The sequence below is a fragment of the Nonomuraea sp. NPDC002799 genome, assembly GCF_053592075.1.
On sequence record NZ_JBSFVA010000034.1, the window covers coordinates 41,206 to 56,885 of the forward strand.

General features: G+C 71.4%; 16 protein-coding genes. 8 read left to right on the top strand and 8 right to left on the bottom strand.

Going from position 1 to position 15,680, the window contains the following annotated elements; translation table 11 throughout:
• Positions 1-70: 70 nt before the first annotated feature.
• From ACWD0F_RS40635 to rimP, 3 genes are read right to left on the bottom strand one after another with little or no spacing between them, the layout of a single operon-like run.
• Positions 71-382, bottom strand: coding sequence for a YlxR family protein (locus tag ACWD0F_RS40635; protein WP_449886405.1), 312 nt, complete (start codon positions 380-382; stop codon positions 71-73).
• Positions 366-1,370, bottom strand: coding sequence for a transcription termination factor NusA (gene nusA, locus ACWD0F_RS40640; protein ID WP_449886408.1), 1,005 nt, complete (start codon positions 1,368-1,370; stop codon positions 366-368). The genes ACWD0F_RS40635 and nusA overlap by 17 nt, the downstream gene beginning before the upstream one ends.
• Positions 1,371-1,381: 11 nt before the next feature.
• Positions 1,382-1,867, bottom strand: coding sequence for a ribosome maturation factor RimP (rimP, locus tag ACWD0F_RS40645; RefSeq protein WP_449886411.1), 486 nt, complete (start codon positions 1,865-1,867; stop codon positions 1,382-1,384).
• A gap of 218 nt (positions 1,868-2,085) precedes the next feature.
• Here rimP and ACWD0F_RS40650 point away from each other — a divergent pair, with 218 nt between their 5' ends.
• Together ACWD0F_RS40650 and ACWD0F_RS40655 are read left to right on the top strand one after the other, a co-directional pair.
• Entirely contained in the window at positions 2,086-2,571 is a 486-nt protein-coding gene (locus ACWD0F_RS40650; protein ID WP_449886413.1) for a hypothetical protein, read from the top strand.
• The gene (locus ACWD0F_RS40655; RefSeq protein ID WP_449886416.1) at positions 2,568-3,035 is read left to right on the top strand and encodes a ferritin-like domain-containing protein; all 468 of its coding nucleotides are present in this window, start codon (positions 2,568-2,570) and stop codon (positions 3,033-3,035) included. Before ACWD0F_RS40650 ends, ACWD0F_RS40655 begins: the two co-directional genes overlap by 4 nt.
• A gap of 146 nt (positions 3,036-3,181) precedes the next feature.
• On the opposite strand, the gene ACWD0F_RS40660 is transcribed toward ACWD0F_RS40655, so the two are convergent.
• Both ACWD0F_RS40660 and ACWD0F_RS40665 read right to left on the bottom strand, forming a co-directional pair.
• On the bottom strand, positions 3,182-4,924 hold the full coding sequence (locus ACWD0F_RS40660) for a proline--tRNA ligase (protein ID WP_449886418.1): 1,743 nt from the start codon (positions 4,922-4,924) through the stop codon (positions 3,182-3,184).
• Between the two features lie 161 nt (positions 4,925-5,085).
• Positions 5,086-5,757 (bottom strand): hypothetical protein, encoded by a 672-nt coding sequence (locus ACWD0F_RS40665; RefSeq protein WP_449886420.1) that lies wholly within the window; start codon positions 5,755-5,757, stop codon positions 5,086-5,088.
• A gap of 133 nt (positions 5,758-5,890) precedes the next feature.
• On the opposite strand from ACWD0F_RS40665, the gene ACWD0F_RS40670 reads away from it, so the two are divergent.
• Positions 5,891-6,877 (top strand): acyl-CoA dehydrogenase family protein, encoded by a 987-nt coding sequence (locus ACWD0F_RS40670; protein ID WP_449886423.1) that lies wholly within the window; start codon positions 5,891-5,893, stop codon positions 6,875-6,877.
• Here the strand turns inward: ACWD0F_RS40670 and ACWD0F_RS40675 are convergent.
• The gene (locus ACWD0F_RS40675; RefSeq protein ID WP_449886425.1) at positions 6,874-7,389 is read right to left on the bottom strand and encodes a hypothetical protein; all 516 of its coding nucleotides are present in this window, start codon (positions 7,387-7,389) and stop codon (positions 6,874-6,876) included. The two genes, ACWD0F_RS40670 and ACWD0F_RS40675, sit on opposite strands and share 4 nt — an antisense overlap.
• Positions 7,390-7,490: 101 nt before the next feature.
• Between ACWD0F_RS40675 and ACWD0F_RS40680 the strand changes: the two genes are divergently transcribed.
• The 5 genes from ACWD0F_RS40680 to ACWD0F_RS40700 all read left to right on the top strand — a co-directional run bounded on the left by ACWD0F_RS40680 (position 7,491) and on the right by ACWD0F_RS40700 (position 14,075).
• On the top strand, positions 7,491-8,558 hold the full coding sequence (locus tag ACWD0F_RS40680; protein ID WP_449886428.1) for an LLM class flavin-dependent oxidoreductase: 1,068 nt from the start codon (positions 7,491-7,493) through the stop codon (positions 8,556-8,558).
• Positions 8,559-8,620: 62 nt separating this feature from the next.
• A complete protein-coding gene (locus ACWD0F_RS40685) occupies positions 8,621-9,775 on the top strand; it encodes a hypothetical protein (protein WP_449886431.1) in 1,155 nt (384 codons plus the stop codon).
• 11 nt (positions 9,776-9,786) lie between these two features.
• On the top strand, positions 9,787-11,310 hold the full coding sequence (locus ACWD0F_RS40690; RefSeq protein ID WP_449886433.1) for an AMP-binding protein: 1,524 nt from the start codon (positions 9,787-9,789) through the stop codon (positions 11,308-11,310).
• A 289-nt stretch (positions 11,311-11,599) separates the two neighbouring features.
• Positions 11,600-12,901 (top strand): FAD-dependent oxidoreductase, encoded by a 1,302-nt coding sequence (locus ACWD0F_RS40695; RefSeq protein WP_449886436.1) that lies wholly within the window; start codon positions 11,600-11,602, stop codon positions 12,899-12,901.
• The gene (locus ACWD0F_RS40700; RefSeq protein WP_449886439.1) at positions 12,894-14,075 is read left to right on the top strand and encodes a DUF6986 family protein; all 1,182 of its coding nucleotides are present in this window, start codon (positions 12,894-12,896) and stop codon (positions 14,073-14,075) included. Before ACWD0F_RS40695 ends, ACWD0F_RS40700 begins: the two co-directional genes overlap by 8 nt.
• Positions 14,076-14,122: 47 nt before the next feature.
• Here ACWD0F_RS40700 and ACWD0F_RS40705 read toward each other — a convergent pair whose 3' ends face one another.
• Positions 14,123-14,803: a copper homeostasis protein CutC gene (locus tag ACWD0F_RS40705; protein WP_449886442.1), complete on the bottom strand. Its 681-nt coding sequence runs from the start codon at positions 14,801-14,803 to the stop codon at positions 14,123-14,125.
• A 122-nt stretch (positions 14,804-14,925) separates the two neighbouring features.
• Positions 14,926-15,528 (bottom strand): GNAT family N-acetyltransferase, encoded by a 603-nt coding sequence (locus ACWD0F_RS40710; RefSeq protein WP_449886445.1) that lies wholly within the window; start codon positions 15,526-15,528, stop codon positions 14,926-14,928.
• Positions 15,529-15,680: the final 152 nt, after the last annotated feature.

Sequence of the window (15,680 nt, forward strand, 5' to 3'; positions counted from 1 at the left end):
GACCGTCGCTAACTTGACGTCTTCATCGCCGCGTGCTCATCAGGCGCTCATAGCAATCTGACTCCGCCCATCAACTCGGCGTCCTACATGACATTTCTTGGTCTCCTTCTAGGTGCGCCCGCACATGCGAGACGTCAAGCGGCCCCGCCACGCGGAACGCGCGCGGAAACGCTCGGCGACGCTCGGCAAGCTCCAGACAACTCACGGACGGGTGCAGTGATGCACCGCGGCCGGGAAGCCGTCCTCGCAGGTCAGGGACCAGATGATCCTCGATCTGCACCAGCCGGAGCAGCTCGGACTTAGCCGTGCGGACCCTGCAGCCCACACAGGTGCGCTGTGGGGCCGCGTGGCCACCATATTCCAGCTTACCGCGTCGACGCATCTACGGAACCGGCGGCATCCTCGGCCTGGGTGTCGGGCCGGATGTCAATCCGCCATCCGGTGAGCCTGGCGGCAAGCCGGGCGTTCTGTCCCTCTTTGCCGATCGCCAGCGAAAGCTGGTAGTCGGGCACGGTCACGCGTGCGACGCGGCCTTCGAGATCGAGAACCTCAACGTGGGAAACACGCGCCGGTGACAGGGCATTCCCCACGAAGTCGCCGGGGTCCTCCGAGTAGTCGATGATGTCGATCTTCTCGCCGTGCAGCTCGGTCATCACGTTGCGCACGCGTGAGCCCATCGGGCCGATGCACGCGCCCTTGGGGTTGACGCCGGGCTTGCGCGACCGCACCGCGATCTTCGTACGGTGGCCGGCCTCGCGCGCCACCGCGGCGATCTCCACGGTGCCGTCGGCGATCTCGGGCACCTCCAGCGCGAACAACTTCTTCACCAGCCCGGGATGCGTGCGCGACAAGGTGACGGAGGGGCCCTTGTGACCCTTCTTCACCTGCACCACGTAGGCGCGGATGCGCTCACCGTGCACGTAGTCCTCGCCGGGGACCTGCTCGGCGTGCGGCAGCACGGCCTCGATCTTGCCGAGGTCGACCAGCACCACGCGCGGGTCCTTGCCCTGCTGGATGACACCTGAGACCAGCTCGCCCTCGCGGCTGGCGAACTCACCGAAGTTGATCTCGTCTTCGGCGTCGCGCAACTGCTGCAGGATGACCTGCTTGGCGGTGGTCGCGGCGATCCTGCTGAAGTTGTTGGGTGTGTCGTCGAACTCCCTGACGACCTCGCCCTCGTCGTCCAGCTCGGCCGCCCAGATCATGACGTGCCCGCTGCTCCTGTCGAGCTCGGCGCGCGCCTTGGCGGCGGCGCCCTCGGTGCGGATGTAGGCGATCAGCAGCGCGTCCTCGATCGCCTTGACGACCAGGTCGAAGGAGATGTCCTTTTCCCGCTCCAGGCTGCGCAGGACGCTCATGTCGATATCCACGACGGCTCCCCCTAGCCTTCGTCGCCGTCGACGTCGTCGATCCGGCGGAACTCCACCTGCACCCGTCCCCGGGTCAGGTCTTCGTAATCAAGCCTGCGCGCGGATCCGGCCACGTCGATGTCGACGCCGCCCTCGTCCGCCGCCATGATGCGGCCCTCCACCACCGTGCCGTCTCTCAGCTCCGCCTTCACCAGCCGCTTGGCGGCCCGCCGCCAGTGGCGCGGCTCGGTGAGCGGGCGATCGACGCCCGGGGAGGAGACCTCCAGTGTGTAAGCCGACTGGCCCATCGCCTCGTCGCCGTCGAGCGCCGTGGAAACGGCCAGGCTCACGTCGGCCACGTCGTCGAGGCTCACGCCGCCGTCACGATCGACGATCACGCGCAGGAGCCGTCTCTTGCCCGCCTGGGTGACCGTGATGTCCTCCAGGTCGAGGCCCTCCGCGCTGACCACAGGCTCAAGGAGCTTCATCAGGTGGTCGCGGGATGATGCGCTGCCCATGTCGACCTCCCCTATTGTCATGTCTCAGCCGGGCGGACCTCGCCTCTGGCTCTCCGCCGCTGGTGGCTCGGCCGGCGGCGACATTGACACCCTATCCGTATGGGGGCACGGAAAGAGCGCCACTCGTCTTGGTCGAATGGCGGGCGTCGCCTGACTGCGATCGTGGGCACCAGCCCGTACGATGCTATCTGCGTCTGTAGTCCCTGGAGGTTTGAGCCGTGCGCCCGCGTCACCTCTCCCGGCGATCCTTGCTGGCGGGCGGAGCGGTCGCCCTCACCGCCTGCAGCTCGTCCGGCCCGTCTCAGCCGTCCGCCCCGGCTCCCGACTCTCCCGAGACGCTCCTGCTGAAGGACCTCATCGCCGATAAGGAACGCACCATCGCGCTCTATTCATCCCTGATCGTCGACGGAGGCAAGAAACTCGTGCCCTTCAGGGACCGTCATCAGGCCCATCTGGACACGTTGCGCAAGCTCGTTCCCGCCGCCGCACCTTCCACCACAGCGGCCGCGCCCTCCACGACCGGCACACCTTCCCCGGCCGCCCCACCCAAGACGTCGCTGGCCAAGCTGCGCGATCTCGAACGCAAGGCGGCGGCCCGGCGCGCGCGCCAGCTCGCCACGGTCACGCCGGGGGTGGCGCAGCTCATCGCCAGCATCGGGGCCTGCGAGGCGGCCCACGCCGTCGCCCTGCCGAGGTCGCTGTGAACGGCGCCGCCGACGACGTCGAGAAGCTGCGCAAGGCGCTGGCGGCGGAGCACGCGGCGGTGTTCGCCTACGGGCTGCTCGGCGCGCGGACGTCGGGGTCGCTGCGGGCCAGGATGACCTCGGCCTTCGACGCCCATCGGGCCCGCCGCGACCAGCTCCGCACGTACATCACGGCCAGGGGTGGCCGGCCCGCCGAGCCTGACGCGTCCTACGCGCTGCCGTTCTTCCCCGCCAATGCGGCGCTGGCCACGAAGCTGGCGGTGCACCTGGAGACCGGCGTCACGGCCGCCTACCTGGAGCTGGCCGCCGCGCAGGACACGACGCTGCGCCGTTACGCCGCGCTGGCCATGCAGGAGGCCGTGACGCGCTCCTGGTCCCTGCAACCGGCCCAGCCGACGGCGTTCCCCGGCATGCCCGTGGTGGCGGCGCAGCCTGCCGCCACTCCCTCACCTGCCCAAGACTGAGGGCACCGCCCGGCGGGCCGGGCGGCGCCCTCGGTCTGGCCGAACATGACGAAGACCCGGTCGGCCTGTCCCGCGAACTCCTCAGCCGGTCAGGCGGCGCCCAGCCGGTCAGGCAGCGCTCAGCCGGTCAGGCAGCGCTCAGCCGGTCAGGCGGTGGCGGCCACGATGCGGTCGACAGCCTCGGCGAGCGGGATCTCCGACTTCTCGCCGCCGACCCGGTCGCGGAGCTCCACGACGCCCTGCGCCAGCCCGCGGCCCACCACCACGATGGTGGGCAGCCCGAGCAGCTCGGCGTCCTTGAACTTGACCCCGGGCGAAACCTGCGCCCGGTCGTCCACGAGCACCCGCAGGCCGCGCGCCTCCAGCTCGGCGCCCAGCTCCAGAGCGGCCTCGACCTGGTTGTCCTTGCCCGTGGCGACGATGTGGACGTCGGCGGGCGCGACCTCGCGGGGCCAGACGAGCCCGAGAGAGTCGTGGGCCTGCTCGGCGATGACGGCCACGGCCCGGGAGACGCCGACGCCGTAGGAGCCCATCGTGATGCGGATCGGCTTGCCGTCGGGGCCGAGCGCGTCGAGGCCGGCGGCGTCGGCGTATTTACGGCCGAGCTGGAAGATGTGGCCGATCTCGATGCCGCGGTCGAGGGAAAGGGCGGAGCCGCAGCGGGGGCAGGCGTCGCCGGCGCGCACCTCGGCGGCCTCGATCGTGCCGTCAGGGGTGAAGTCGCGGCCCGCGACCACGTTGGCGGCGTGCTTGCCGGCCTCGTTGGCGCCGGTCACCCAGGCGGTGCCGGTGACCACCCGGGGGTCGACGAGGTAGCGGATGCCGAGCTCGGCCAGGATCTGCGGGCCGATGTAGCCGCGGACGAGACCGGGGTGCTTGGCGAAGTCGGCGGCCTCGAAGATGGCGGGCTCGCCGGGCGAGAGCACGGCCTCCAGGCGCTTGAAGTCGACCTCGCGGTCGCCGGGCACGCCGATGACCAGGGTCTCGGCCTTGTCGGAGCCGGGCGTGGTGACCTTGACCACGACGTTCTTGAGCGTGTCGGCGGCGGTGACGGACAGGCCGTGGTGCTCGTTGACGTACGACACCAGGGTCTCGATGGTCGGGGTGTCGGGCGTGTCCATGACCCACAGCGCCGCCGCGTCCTCGATGGCGCGGGCGGCGGGGGCGGTCGTGGTGACGGCCTCGGCGTTGGCCGCGTAGCCGCACGAGTGGCAGGCGGCGAACGTGTCCTCGCCCGTGGGCGTGGGGGCCAGGAACTCCTCCGACGCCGAGCCGCCCATGGCGCCGGACTGGGCGAACACGATCTTGTAATCGATGCCGAGCCGGTCGAAGGTGCGGATGTAGGTCTCACGGTGCTGCTCGTAGGAGTGCTTGAGACCGTCGTCGTCGAGGTCGAAGGAGTAGGAGTCCTTCATGAGGAACTCGCGGCCGCGCAGGATGCCCGCCCTGGGCCTGGCCTCGTCGCGGTATTTGGTCTGGATTTGGTAGAGGGTGACCGGATAGTCCTTGTAGGACGAGTATTCGCCCTTGACCATGTCGGTGAAGAGCTCCTCGTGGGTGGGACCGAGGAGATAGTCGGCGCCCTTACGGTCCTTGAGCCTGAACAGGCTGTCGCCGTATTCGGTCCAGCGGCCGGTGGCCTCGTAGTATTCGCGCGGCAGCAGAGCGGGGAAGAGCACTTCCTGGCCGCCCATCCGGTTCATCTCCTCGCGGACGATCCTGGCGACGTTCTCCAGGACCAGCTTGCCGAGGGGAAGCCAGGAGTAGATGCCGGGCGCCACGCGGCGGACGTAGCCGGCGCGGACCAGGAGCTTGTGGCTCGGCACTTCCGCGTCTGCCGGGTCGTCCCGCAGGGTGCGAAGAAACAACGACGACATGCGCAGCAACACGGCTACTCCTCGCTCGAACCTGGATGTGAAGGACTACAGGCTATCGACTCGCAGCACTTCGCGGCGCGGGCTTATTCGTCACGCCCGGCGCCGCCGTCCCAACGCCTGGGGCTGACGTCCACATTCCAGGGTGCCGCGGTCTCAACGTCCGGGCACCGCCGTCAGATCTCCAGGGGGATCCAGCCGGCCACGAACGCCGCCAGGCAGATCGCGAACGCGCCCGAGAACACCGCGGACAACGCCAGCGCGCGCACCCGGCGCCGCACGTTCCTGCGCAGGGCGAGCACCACGGCGACGGACAGCAGGCCGATCACCACCGCGGGACCTGGCCAGAACGCCCGCTCGCTCTCGATGAACCCGGGCGTCGACCGGCCCACCACGTCGGCGATCAGCGCCGCGCCGACCGCGCCCGCCGCGAGGTCGCCCCAGCCGTCGTCCCTGCGGGTGACGTACGCCAGCAGGCCCAGGCCGACGAGCAGGAGGACTGTCCAGTTGAGTCCGGCCGCGCTGCCGCCGATGATGTCGAAGGCGTCGTAGCCCCGCAGCGCGCTGCCGCCCATGGCCGCGACCAGGGTGGCGACCGCCGCCAGGAACGTCGTCAGCAGCGCCCAGCCGAACCCCGACGCGCTGACGCCCACGGCCACCGACAGGGCGAGGTAGACGTAGGGGTTGTAGGTCTGGCCGATCCAGCCGGGGCCCTTGCCGAACATGAGCATGCCGAGCAGGCCGATGGCCAATCCCCCGAGAAAGGCGCCCAGCAAATGATGTTCTTTTGCTCGCTGCCGCCGGTCGTACTCGGCGAAGTCGGCATAGTCGATCGTGGTGTCGTTCATCTCCATTTCCCTGGTCAACCCTCCCCCGGCTTCTTCTAGGGATGACCGCTTTCAGATTATGTGGCCGTACAGAAAAGGCAAATTTCGGTCATATTCCTGGCTAGCAAGCAATCGCTTGGTTACGATGGCCGGCGTGGCCCTTGCCGATGAGCTCCGCGCCGTCGTCCGCGCCCATCTCGGCGACCGCCCCGGGGCGTCGTGGCGGGAGTTCGCGCGGGACGTGGGGATCGCCGGGCTGCTCGTTCCGGAGGAGCACGGCGGGGCCGGCTGCGGTCCGGCCGAAATGGCGGCCGTGGCCGAGGAACTGGGCCGGGCGTTGTCGCCGCATCCGTTCCTGCAGTCGGCGGTGATGGCCGTCGAAGCGCTCATGAACGTCGGAACGGTTGAGGGTGTCGGGACGGCCGGGGGTGCCGGGGTTCGCGGGAGGGGTGGGGATGGGCTGTTGTCGGCGCTGGCTGACGGCTTGGTGACCGCGACCGTGGTGTTGCCGGGAGACGGCGATCTCCGGCTGCGGGGCGACCTGCTCACCGGCGTGGTCCCGTACGCGCTGGCGGGCGAGGTGGTGCTGGTCTACGTCGACGGGCTGCTGGTGCAGGCCGTGCCGGCGGAGCGCCGGGCGTACCGGACCATGGACGAGAGCCGGCCGCTGCAGGCGCTCACCTTCCACGACAGCTCGGTGCGGAGGCTGGGCGACGGGAGCTCGTGGGCGCGCGTGCGCGATCTCGGGATCGCGGCGCTGGCCGCCGAACAGGTGGGCGGGGCGCAGCGGTGCCTGGAGATGGCGGTCGAGCACGCCGGGCGGCGGCGGCAGTTCGGGCGGCCGATCGGGTCGTTCCAGGCGATCAAGCACAAGCTGGCCGACCTGCTCCTGCTCGTGGAGTCGGCCAGGTCGGCGGCCGGGGCGGCGGCGCGCGACGAGGTGTTCGCGGCCATCGCCGGGTCGTACTGCACGGAGGCCTATCTGGCGGCGGCCGGCGAGAACATCCAGGTCCACGGCGGCATCGGGGTCACCTGGGAACACCCCGCGCACCGCTATCTGAAGCGGGCCACCTCCGACGCGCAACTCTTCGGACCGCCCCAGGCACATCGGGCCCGGCTGGCGTCCCGGGTGCTCGGCTAACCGCCCAGCAACTCCTCCCACGGGTGGCGGGCGTTGGTGCGGCGGGTGGTGTCGAGGGCCTCGGCCAGGCGCCAGAATCCGGGGCGCTCGCGTACGGTCGCCCGCCCCACGGGGTCGATCGCCCGCAACTCGAACCGCACGCCCATCACGTCGAGCACGGCCGAGCCGGCGCTGCCGGGACCGACCTCGGTGACGAACGAGCCGGCGTTGCCGAGACCGGCCCCCGTGACGGGCGAGCCGTCGTGGCCGGATTCGCGTACGTGGCCGGCCAGCAGGGAGGCCACCTCGGAGGCGTACGGGCCGTCGCGCCACTCGACGTGCCAGCTGTGGTCGGCTCCGCGCCACCACGTCAGGTCCCGGCACGACTCGATGAAGTCGGCCTCCGTCGCCAGCGCGGCCATCACCCGGCCGAACGCTTCGTAGCTGCGCGGACTCGTGAGCGAGAGGTCGTCGTCGCCGGATTCGGAAAGCGTGCCGTCCTTCGCCCGCCGCACCACGTGCTTTCGCTTCACAGCCACCCACTCTGATCGCGGGCCTGCCCTTCCCGCAAGTCTTCACCGCTGATACGCTCTACCAAGCGAGCGCTTGGTTCACTAATTTCGCCGGAGGCGCGATGACGTCCCTACGGATCAGCCTGGGGTATGAACTGGAGGTCCGCGGTCGCACCCGCGAAGTCGAGCAACGGGCGTTCAGGAACGTGATCGACCAGGTCGTGCTGGGAGACCGGCTGGGGTTCGACACGGCCTGGTTCGTCGAGCACCACTTCACCAGGGGTTTCTCCCACTCCTCAGCCCCCGACCTGATCCTGGCCGCCATCTCCCAGCGCACGGAGCGCATCCACCTGGGACTCGGGGTGGTGCTGCTGCCGTTCCAGTCCCCGATCCGCACGGCGGAGCGGGTCGCCACCCTGGACGTGCTGAGCGGCGGACGGGTGGAGTTCGGGACGGGGCGGGGCGCCTCTCCGCTGGAGTACCAGGCGTTCCAGCGGCCGTTCGAGAAGTCGCGGCAGATCTGGGAGGACTCGCTGGAGGCCACGCTGGCCATCTGGCGGGCCGACGGTGAGCCGGTCAGCCGGTCGAACGAGTTCTTCGAGCTTCCCGACGTGGCCGTCTATCCGCGCCCGGCCCAGGAGCCGCATCCGCCGGTCTGGGTGGCGTCCACGTCGTTGGACGGCTATCTGGCGGCGGCCAGGCACGGCTACAACCTGCTCGGCATGACGATGCTCAAGGGCATCGACGACGTCGCCGCCGACATCGCGAAATATCGTGAATGTCTGGCGGAGAGCGGCTACGACCCCGCCACCCGGCGCGTCGCCCTCATGATCCCCTGGCACGTCGCCCCCACCCTTGACCAGGCGAACACCACGGCCGCCGACGCCGTCCTGTGGTACATCCGCCGCCAGGTCAACCTCGTCACCCCGCCCGACTACTACGACGCCCGCCACGCCACGCACCGCGTGCTGGGCCAGCTCGCGGCCGGCATGCCGCCCGACGAGGCCATGGCCACGCTGCGAGAGCACCTCATGGTGGTGGTGGACGACGTGGCGGGCTCGCGCAAGGCCCTGGCCAGGATCGCCGAGGCGGGCGCCACGGATCTCATCATCCAGGCGCAGGTCGGCGGGCTGGCCCATGACCGGGTGTGCGAGTCGATGGCGCTGTTCATGAGCGAGGTGGCGCGTTGACGACCCCCGATCAGGAGCGAGACGCCGCGTCGGCGACCCCTGGTCGTGAGCGAGGTGGCGCGTTGACGACCCCCGGGAGCCGGTGGCTGACTCGTGACGATCTCGGAGCGGCCGCGCACTCCGCCACCGGCCTGCTGTACGTCTCTCCCGACGTGTCGAGCGTCTTCCCGCTGCGTCCCGGTGACAGTACGGCCGAGGCCGGGCTGACCTCGGCCGCGCTGCGGCAGGCCGGCGTCGGCGAGCGCGACCGTGTCGTGGTGGCCCTCGCCGAACCCGCCGGCGCGCTCTGGGCCGCCGCGGCGGCCGACGTGGCCGAGGCCGCCGCCTGTGTGGGCCCGCGCGGCCGGATGCGTCTGCACCACGCGCTGTCGGCGCTGCGGGCGACCACGCTGGTGAGCACCCCGACGGGCGCGATGGACCTCCTGGCCCGGCTGCATCTGGAGTTCCTGCTGGACCCGCTGGACCTCGGGCTCAGGAACATCGTCCTGACCGGCGAGATCGCCTCGAAGGGCACGCTCGGCCATCTGGCGGGCGAGTTCGGGGCGCGGGTCACGGAGGTGTTCGCCGGCCCGTTCAGCGGCGCCGCCCTGGCCTGGCGGGCGGCCGAGCATGACCCGCTCACCCCGCTCGCGGACGGCCTGCTGGGCCTGGCCTCACTGACGAAGGACGACGCGGCCGGCCACCCGGGCGGGCTCACCGAACCCGGCCACCCAGGTGCGCTCACCGAGCCCGGCCACGCGGACGGGCCCACCGACCCCGGCCACGCGGGCGGGCTCGCCGAGCTGGTCATCACCCCGCAGGGCCACTCCACGCTCGGCGACGCCGTGCTCAGGACCGGTCTGGTGAGCAGGGTCGAGGGCGCGGGACTGCCGGCGCCCGCGCACACGGTGGGTGAGCACGTGCTGGTCAGAGGCGTGTGGCTGGCGCTGCCCCGCGTCGGGAAGGCGCTGTCCAAGATCGACGGCGTGGCGGGCTGGGAGCTGACGGTCAGCCGGCCGGGGACGCTGGACGCGGCGGTGCTCACGGTGACGTTCAGCAGGGAGAGCCTGGTCCGCAATCCCATGTGGAAGGCGCGGATCGAGCAGTCCGTCCGGGCGCTGACCCCCGTCTCCGTCACCGTGGAGATCGCCCAGGAGATCGCAGAGACCTCGGGGCCGGGCACGGTGAACGACCTGCGCGGCCACCACCTCGGAAGGGACCGCGCGCTCATCACCTAGGGGGCACTTCGATGGCACCGGACTGGGGAACGCTGCCCCGCATGCTCCGCGACCAGTCGGAGCGGCACCCGGACGACGTCGTGGTGGCGGACGGCGGCGTGCGCCTGACGCTGGCGGGACTGCGGACGGCGGCCGCCGAGATCGCCCGCGGTCTCATCGCCCTGGGCGTCGGCCCGGGTGACCGGGTGGCGCTGTGGGGGGTGAACTCCGCGCACTGGGTGCGGCACGCGTTCGGCGTCTGGGACGCGGGCGCGGTCCTCGTGCCGCTGTCGTCCCGCTACAAGGGCATCGAGGCCGCCCAGCTCATCGAGAAGACCGGCGCCAAGGTGCTGATCACCGGCGCGGGGCCGACGCCGGCCCCGCTCGCCGGGCTCCTGCCGCCCGTGCCCGGCCTGCGCCACGTGATCGGCCCGGAGGGGGCGTTCGGCACGCGGGTTTCCGCGCGGGAGGCCGAGGAGCGCGCGCTGGCCGTCCGTCCTGACGACCTGTGCGAGATCATGTCCACCTCCGGCACCACCGGCGCGCCCAAGGGCGTCATGCTGGACCACGCCCAGGTAGTGCGCGGCTACTGGGACTGGTCGGAGATCGTGACCCTGGGCGAGCACGACCGCTATCCGATCATCGCGCCGTTCAGCCACGGGTTCGGGCTGAACGCGGGGCTGATCGCCTGCGTGCTGCGCCGGGCCACGATGGTGCCGATCCCGATCTTCACGCCGGACGCGATGATGTCGCTGATCTCCACCGAGCGGATCACCGTCCTGGCGGGGCCGCCCACGCTGTTCCACCGGCTGCTGGACGAGCTGGACCGCGGCTCCTGGGACGTGTCCTCGCTGCGCGTGGCCATCTGCGGGGCCGCCGCCGTGCCGGCCACCCTGATCACCCGGCTGGTCGAGCGGGTCGGCCTCGACCGGATGATCAACGCGTACGGGCTGATGGAGGGCACGGTCGTCTCCATGACGCGGGCCGGCGACCCGATCGAGGTGATCGCCGGCACCACCGGCAGGGCGGTGCCCGGCATCGAGGTCAGGATCGTCGACGACGACGGCAAGGAGGTCGCGCCCGGGGAGCGCGGCGAGATCCTGCAGCGCGGCTACGGCGTGATGCGCGGCTACTGGGACGAGCCCGCGCGGACGGCCGAGGTGATCGACGCGGACGGCTGGCTGCGTACGGGGGACATCGGCGTTCTGGACGAGTCCGGAAATCTTGCCATTGTTGACCGCAAGAAGGAGCTCTACATCGTCAACGGCTTCAACGTCTCCCCCGCCGAGGTGGAGTCGCTGCTGCTGCGGGAGGGCTCGCTGGCGCAGGCCGCGGTCATCGGGGTGCCCGATCCGGTGACGGGCGAGGCGGGCCTGGCGTACGTCGTCCCCAGGCCCGGCGTGACGCCCCACCCCGGGGTGCTGCTCGCCTGGGCGCGGGAGAACATGTCCAACTACAAGGTCCCCAAGCGGATCGTGGTGGTCGAGGCCCTTCCGGCCAACGTCAACGGCAAAGTGGACAAGCTCGCACTCCGGCGGAGCGCATCGGGCGGGTAGCGTGGAAGAGGACCCGGGAGCCGCCATGTCGGACGGGCCTGAGTGACCGCGGGCGGCGCGCGACGCCGCCGTCCTGTCCGACGGCACGCGTACGTCCCAGAGAAGCCCAAGGTGATGCGCCGCTCCCCCCGGACGCGGTGATGAGCGGCTACGTTGGCAGAAGCCCCGATCACGTGGTATTCGCCCGGGACGGGTTCATCCGCGCCGGCGATCGGGGATACATCGGTCACACGGGCCGGTTGCACCTAGTGGGACGTGTGTCTCGGGCGACCGAGTCTTAGGAGGCGGCGTGACGTTGCACGTGGCGGTCATCGGGTCGGGCCCCGCCGGGATCTACACGGCGGAGGCGCTGGTCAAGCAGTCGAGCGAGCCCGTTCGGGTCGATGTCCTCGAACGGCTGCCGACTCCGTACGGGCTCGTCCGCTACGGCGTCGCCCCCGACCACACCTCCATCAAGTCCATCGCGAACTACCTGCGCAAGGTGCTGGAGTTGCCCGAGGTGCGCTTCCTGGGCGGCGTCACCCTGGGCGAGCACCTGTCCGTCGACGACCTCCTGGGCGCCTACGACGCGGTCGTCTACTGCACCGGCGCGATGGTGGACCGGCGGCTCGGCATCCCGGGCGAGGACCTGCCGGGGAGCGTGGCGGCCACCGACTTCGTCAACTGGTACTGCGGGCATCCCGACGTCGATCCCGGCCGGTTCACGCTCGACAGCCCCGAGGTCGCGGTGATCGGCGTCGGCAACGTGGCCGTGGACGTCGTACGCGTCCTGGCCAAGACGCACGAGGAGCTGAGCGCCACCGACGTGCCCCACGACGTGCTCGAACGACTTGAGGCGAGCCAGGTGAAGGCCATTCACATGGTCGGCCGCCGCGGCCCCGAGCACGCCAAGTTCACCCTCAAGGAGCTGCGCGAGCTCGGCGAGCTGGCCAACGCCGACGTCTGCGTGCGGCCCGACGAGGCCACCGTGCTGGGCGGCGACTTCCCGCGCCAGATCCAGGGCAACATCAAGGTCCTGCAGTCGTGGGCCGCCCGCCGGCCCGTCGGCCGCCCGCGCCGCCTCGACGTGCGCTTCTGGATGCGGCCCGTGGAGATCCTCGGCAGCGAGCGGGTCGAGGGGCTCAAGCTCGAACGCACCCGGCTGTCGGAAGAGGGCCGCGTGGTGGGGACCGGCGAGTTCGAGACGCTGCCGGTGGGCATGGTGTTGCGCTCGGTGGGTTACCAGAGCGTGCCGCTGCCGGGGGTGCCGTTCTCGGAGCGGTCCATGACCGTGCCGAACGAGGCCGGGCGGGTGCGCGAGCACGAATACGTGGCGGGCTGGCTCAAGCGCGGGCCCACCGGGGTGATCGGCACCAACAAGTCCGACGCGGCGGAGACCGTCCGCACCCTCCTGGCCGACCTGGCGGGCCGCGCACGGGTGCCGGACGGGGGCGCGGACGCGCTGCTGGCCGCCAGGGACGTGCGGCCGGTGACGTACGACGACTGGCTGGCCATCGAGGCGGCCGAGAGCGAGCTGGCCAGGTCGCTGGGCCGGGGCGAGCGCGTCAAGCTGGTCGGGCTGGCGGCGATGCTCCGGGCGTGCCGTGACTGAGCCGCGTCTTTCGCTGGGAGACGACGTGGCCGTGCCGGGGTTCGACGCGGCGTACCGGGTCCAGCAGGCCCGCTATCCCGCCGCCGAGGCCGGCTGGCAGCCGGTCCACACCGTCTACGTGCCCGCCGATCGTTTCTCCGCCGGCACGGTGGGCGAGTGGGGCGACCAGGCGTTGTCCCTGGTCAAGACCCATCTCGACGGCCCCGATGAGCTGGCGGCCGTTTTCGGGGTGCCCGCCGCGCCGGCCGCCGACGTGCACGCCAGGGTGCTGCGCAAGCTGGCGCGGGAGCCGATCGAGGACCTGCGCGTCGACTTCGAGGACGGGTACGGCGTGCGGCCGGGGCCGGTGGAGGACGGGCACGTCGAGCAGGCGGCCGAGGCGGTGGCCGCGCTGCACGCCGCCGGCACGCTGCCCCGCAGGTGGGGGCTTCGGGTCAAGTCGTTCGCCGACGGGGATCCGGGGCGGGCGGTGCGGACGCTCGACGCGTTCGTCACCGGGGTGGTCGCGCGGACCAGGGGGTTGCCCGCCGGGTTCACGGTGACGGCGCCGAAGGTGCTGATGGAGGAGTATCTCGGGCAGTTCGCCGACGTGCTGTCCCGGCTCGAATCGGCGCTCGGGGCCGCACTCGGGTCGCGGTTGCGGTTCGAGATGCAGGTGGAGGCGCCGCAGACGCTGGCATTCCTGCGCGGCGACCTGGCCGGGTCGCTGGGCGGGCGGCTGGCGGCGGCGCACTTCGGGGTCTTCGACTACACGGCGGCGATCGGCCTGCCGCCGCACGAGCAGCGGCTCGACCATCCGGCCTGCGACCACGCCCGGCACGTGATGCGGACGGCGTTCGCGGGGACGGGCGTGGAGTTGTCGGACGGGTCGCTGGCGGCCTCGCCGGCCTCGGAGCGGCGCCAGGACGTGCACGCGCTGTGGCGCCGGCACGCCGAGACCGTGCGGCACTCGCTGGGGCACGGCTTCTACCAGGGATGGGACATGCACCCGTCGCATCTGGTGAGCCGGTTCGCCACCGTCTACGCCTTCCACCTGGCGCGCTACGACGCCTACCGGGAGCGGGTCAGCGCGTGGGAGGAGCAGCGGGAGGCCGGGGGCGGGGTCATGGACGAGCCCGCCACGATCCGCACCCTCGTCGCCGCCCTCCGCCGCGCCGACGCCGCCCTGCCCTGACCCTGTCCGTGGCGAACTAGATGGCACCCGTTCCCGGCGTGATCGCGTCAGTCGCGTTCGACCACGGCGCGCCACTGGCGGACCAGGCGCCACTCGACCGGGTCCGCCCAGCTCGCCCGCACGGCTGACCCCACGTGGAAGGCGCGGATGCCGTAGTCGAGCAGGGGCGGCACGTGCGCGGGCTTCAGCCCGCCGCCGGCCAGGATGATCGAGCCGTCACCCGCCTCGGCGCGCGCCTTGAGGACCGGCAGCCCCTCCCCCACTCCGGTGGGCGAGCCCGAGGTGAGCACGGTGGCGAGGTTGGGCAGCAGGCGTACGGCCCGCCAGGACGCCTGGAGGTCGGCCCCGTGGTCCACGGCACGGTGGAAGGTCCAGGGCAGCGGGGAGACGGCGTGGATGAGCGCCTCGGTGGCCGTGAGGTCGACGGCGCCGGCCCGGTCGAGGAACCCGAACACGAATCCCGCCGCTCCCGCCCGCGCCAGCGCCTTGGCGTCGCGGGCGAGCCGGTCGAGCACGTCGGGGTCGGCGGTGAAGTTGGCGTCGCAGCGCAACATCACCATCTGGGGCAGGGGGCACTCGGCGGCGATCGCGGCGACCGTCTCCGGGGAGGGGGTCAGCCCGTCGGCCGCCATGTCGGCGACGACCTCCAGCCGGTCGGCTCCGCCCTGTTCGGCGGCCACGGCGTCGCGCACGTTCAGCGCGATCACCTCGAGCAGGGATCCGGTCATGCAGGGAAGGTTATATGGTGCTCTGCACCATTCCGCCGCCGTTAGCGGTGAAAATACGCGCGGGCGCCCTGCCCGGCCCCAGCGGTCGGGGCCGGGCGAGGTGGGGGGTGTGGCGGCCTTTCTCAGGCGCTGATCAGCTCGGCGATCGTGAGATCGCGGAAGGCCGAGGTGGGCACGTCCTCGGAGGAGCGCTGGAAGAGCGCCCCGGAGGAGCGGTGGGGAAGATCCACCGTACGCACGTGCCTGAAACCGCGAGTGCGGTAGTACTGCTGCAGACGCGGGTTGCGCTTGGCGCAGTCGAGCCGCAACCAGGGCAGTCCGGCCGAGTGGGCCGACGCGCAGGCCCAGTCCAGCAGGGCGTCCCCGAGACCGCTGCCCGACCAGGGCCGGGCGACGGCCAGTTTGTGGATGTAGAGCGCCGCGCCCGGGTCGTCGGACGGCTTCCAGAACTCGGGGTCGGCGTGGTCGTCGAGGGCTATGGTCGCCACCGGCGGCGCCGACTCGTCGGGGTCGAGATAGCTGAGCTCGTCGTCGAGCAGGTAGAGCACCCGCTCCTCGATGAGGGGCTCGATGCGGTCCGGGCCGAACCCCCCGCGGGGCCACTGCCTGACTCCCTGCGCGTAGAGCCACTCAGCCCTGTCGGCGAGCAGCGTCAGGACGCCGGGAAGGTCCGCGGGTTCCGCTCTCCGGAGTGCGAGCGGATGAAGAAGAGTGTTGGTGTGCATAGTACAACTCCCGTTGCGATGAGTACCCGCGCTTGCACGGAGCGTGATGGTGCAATGGTGCGCGGAGCCGAAATGGGGCCTCAACCCGTCAAATATGGATAAATGGCGATTTAGGGGAGTATGCACGACTCCCCGAGGCCAGCGAGGCGGCT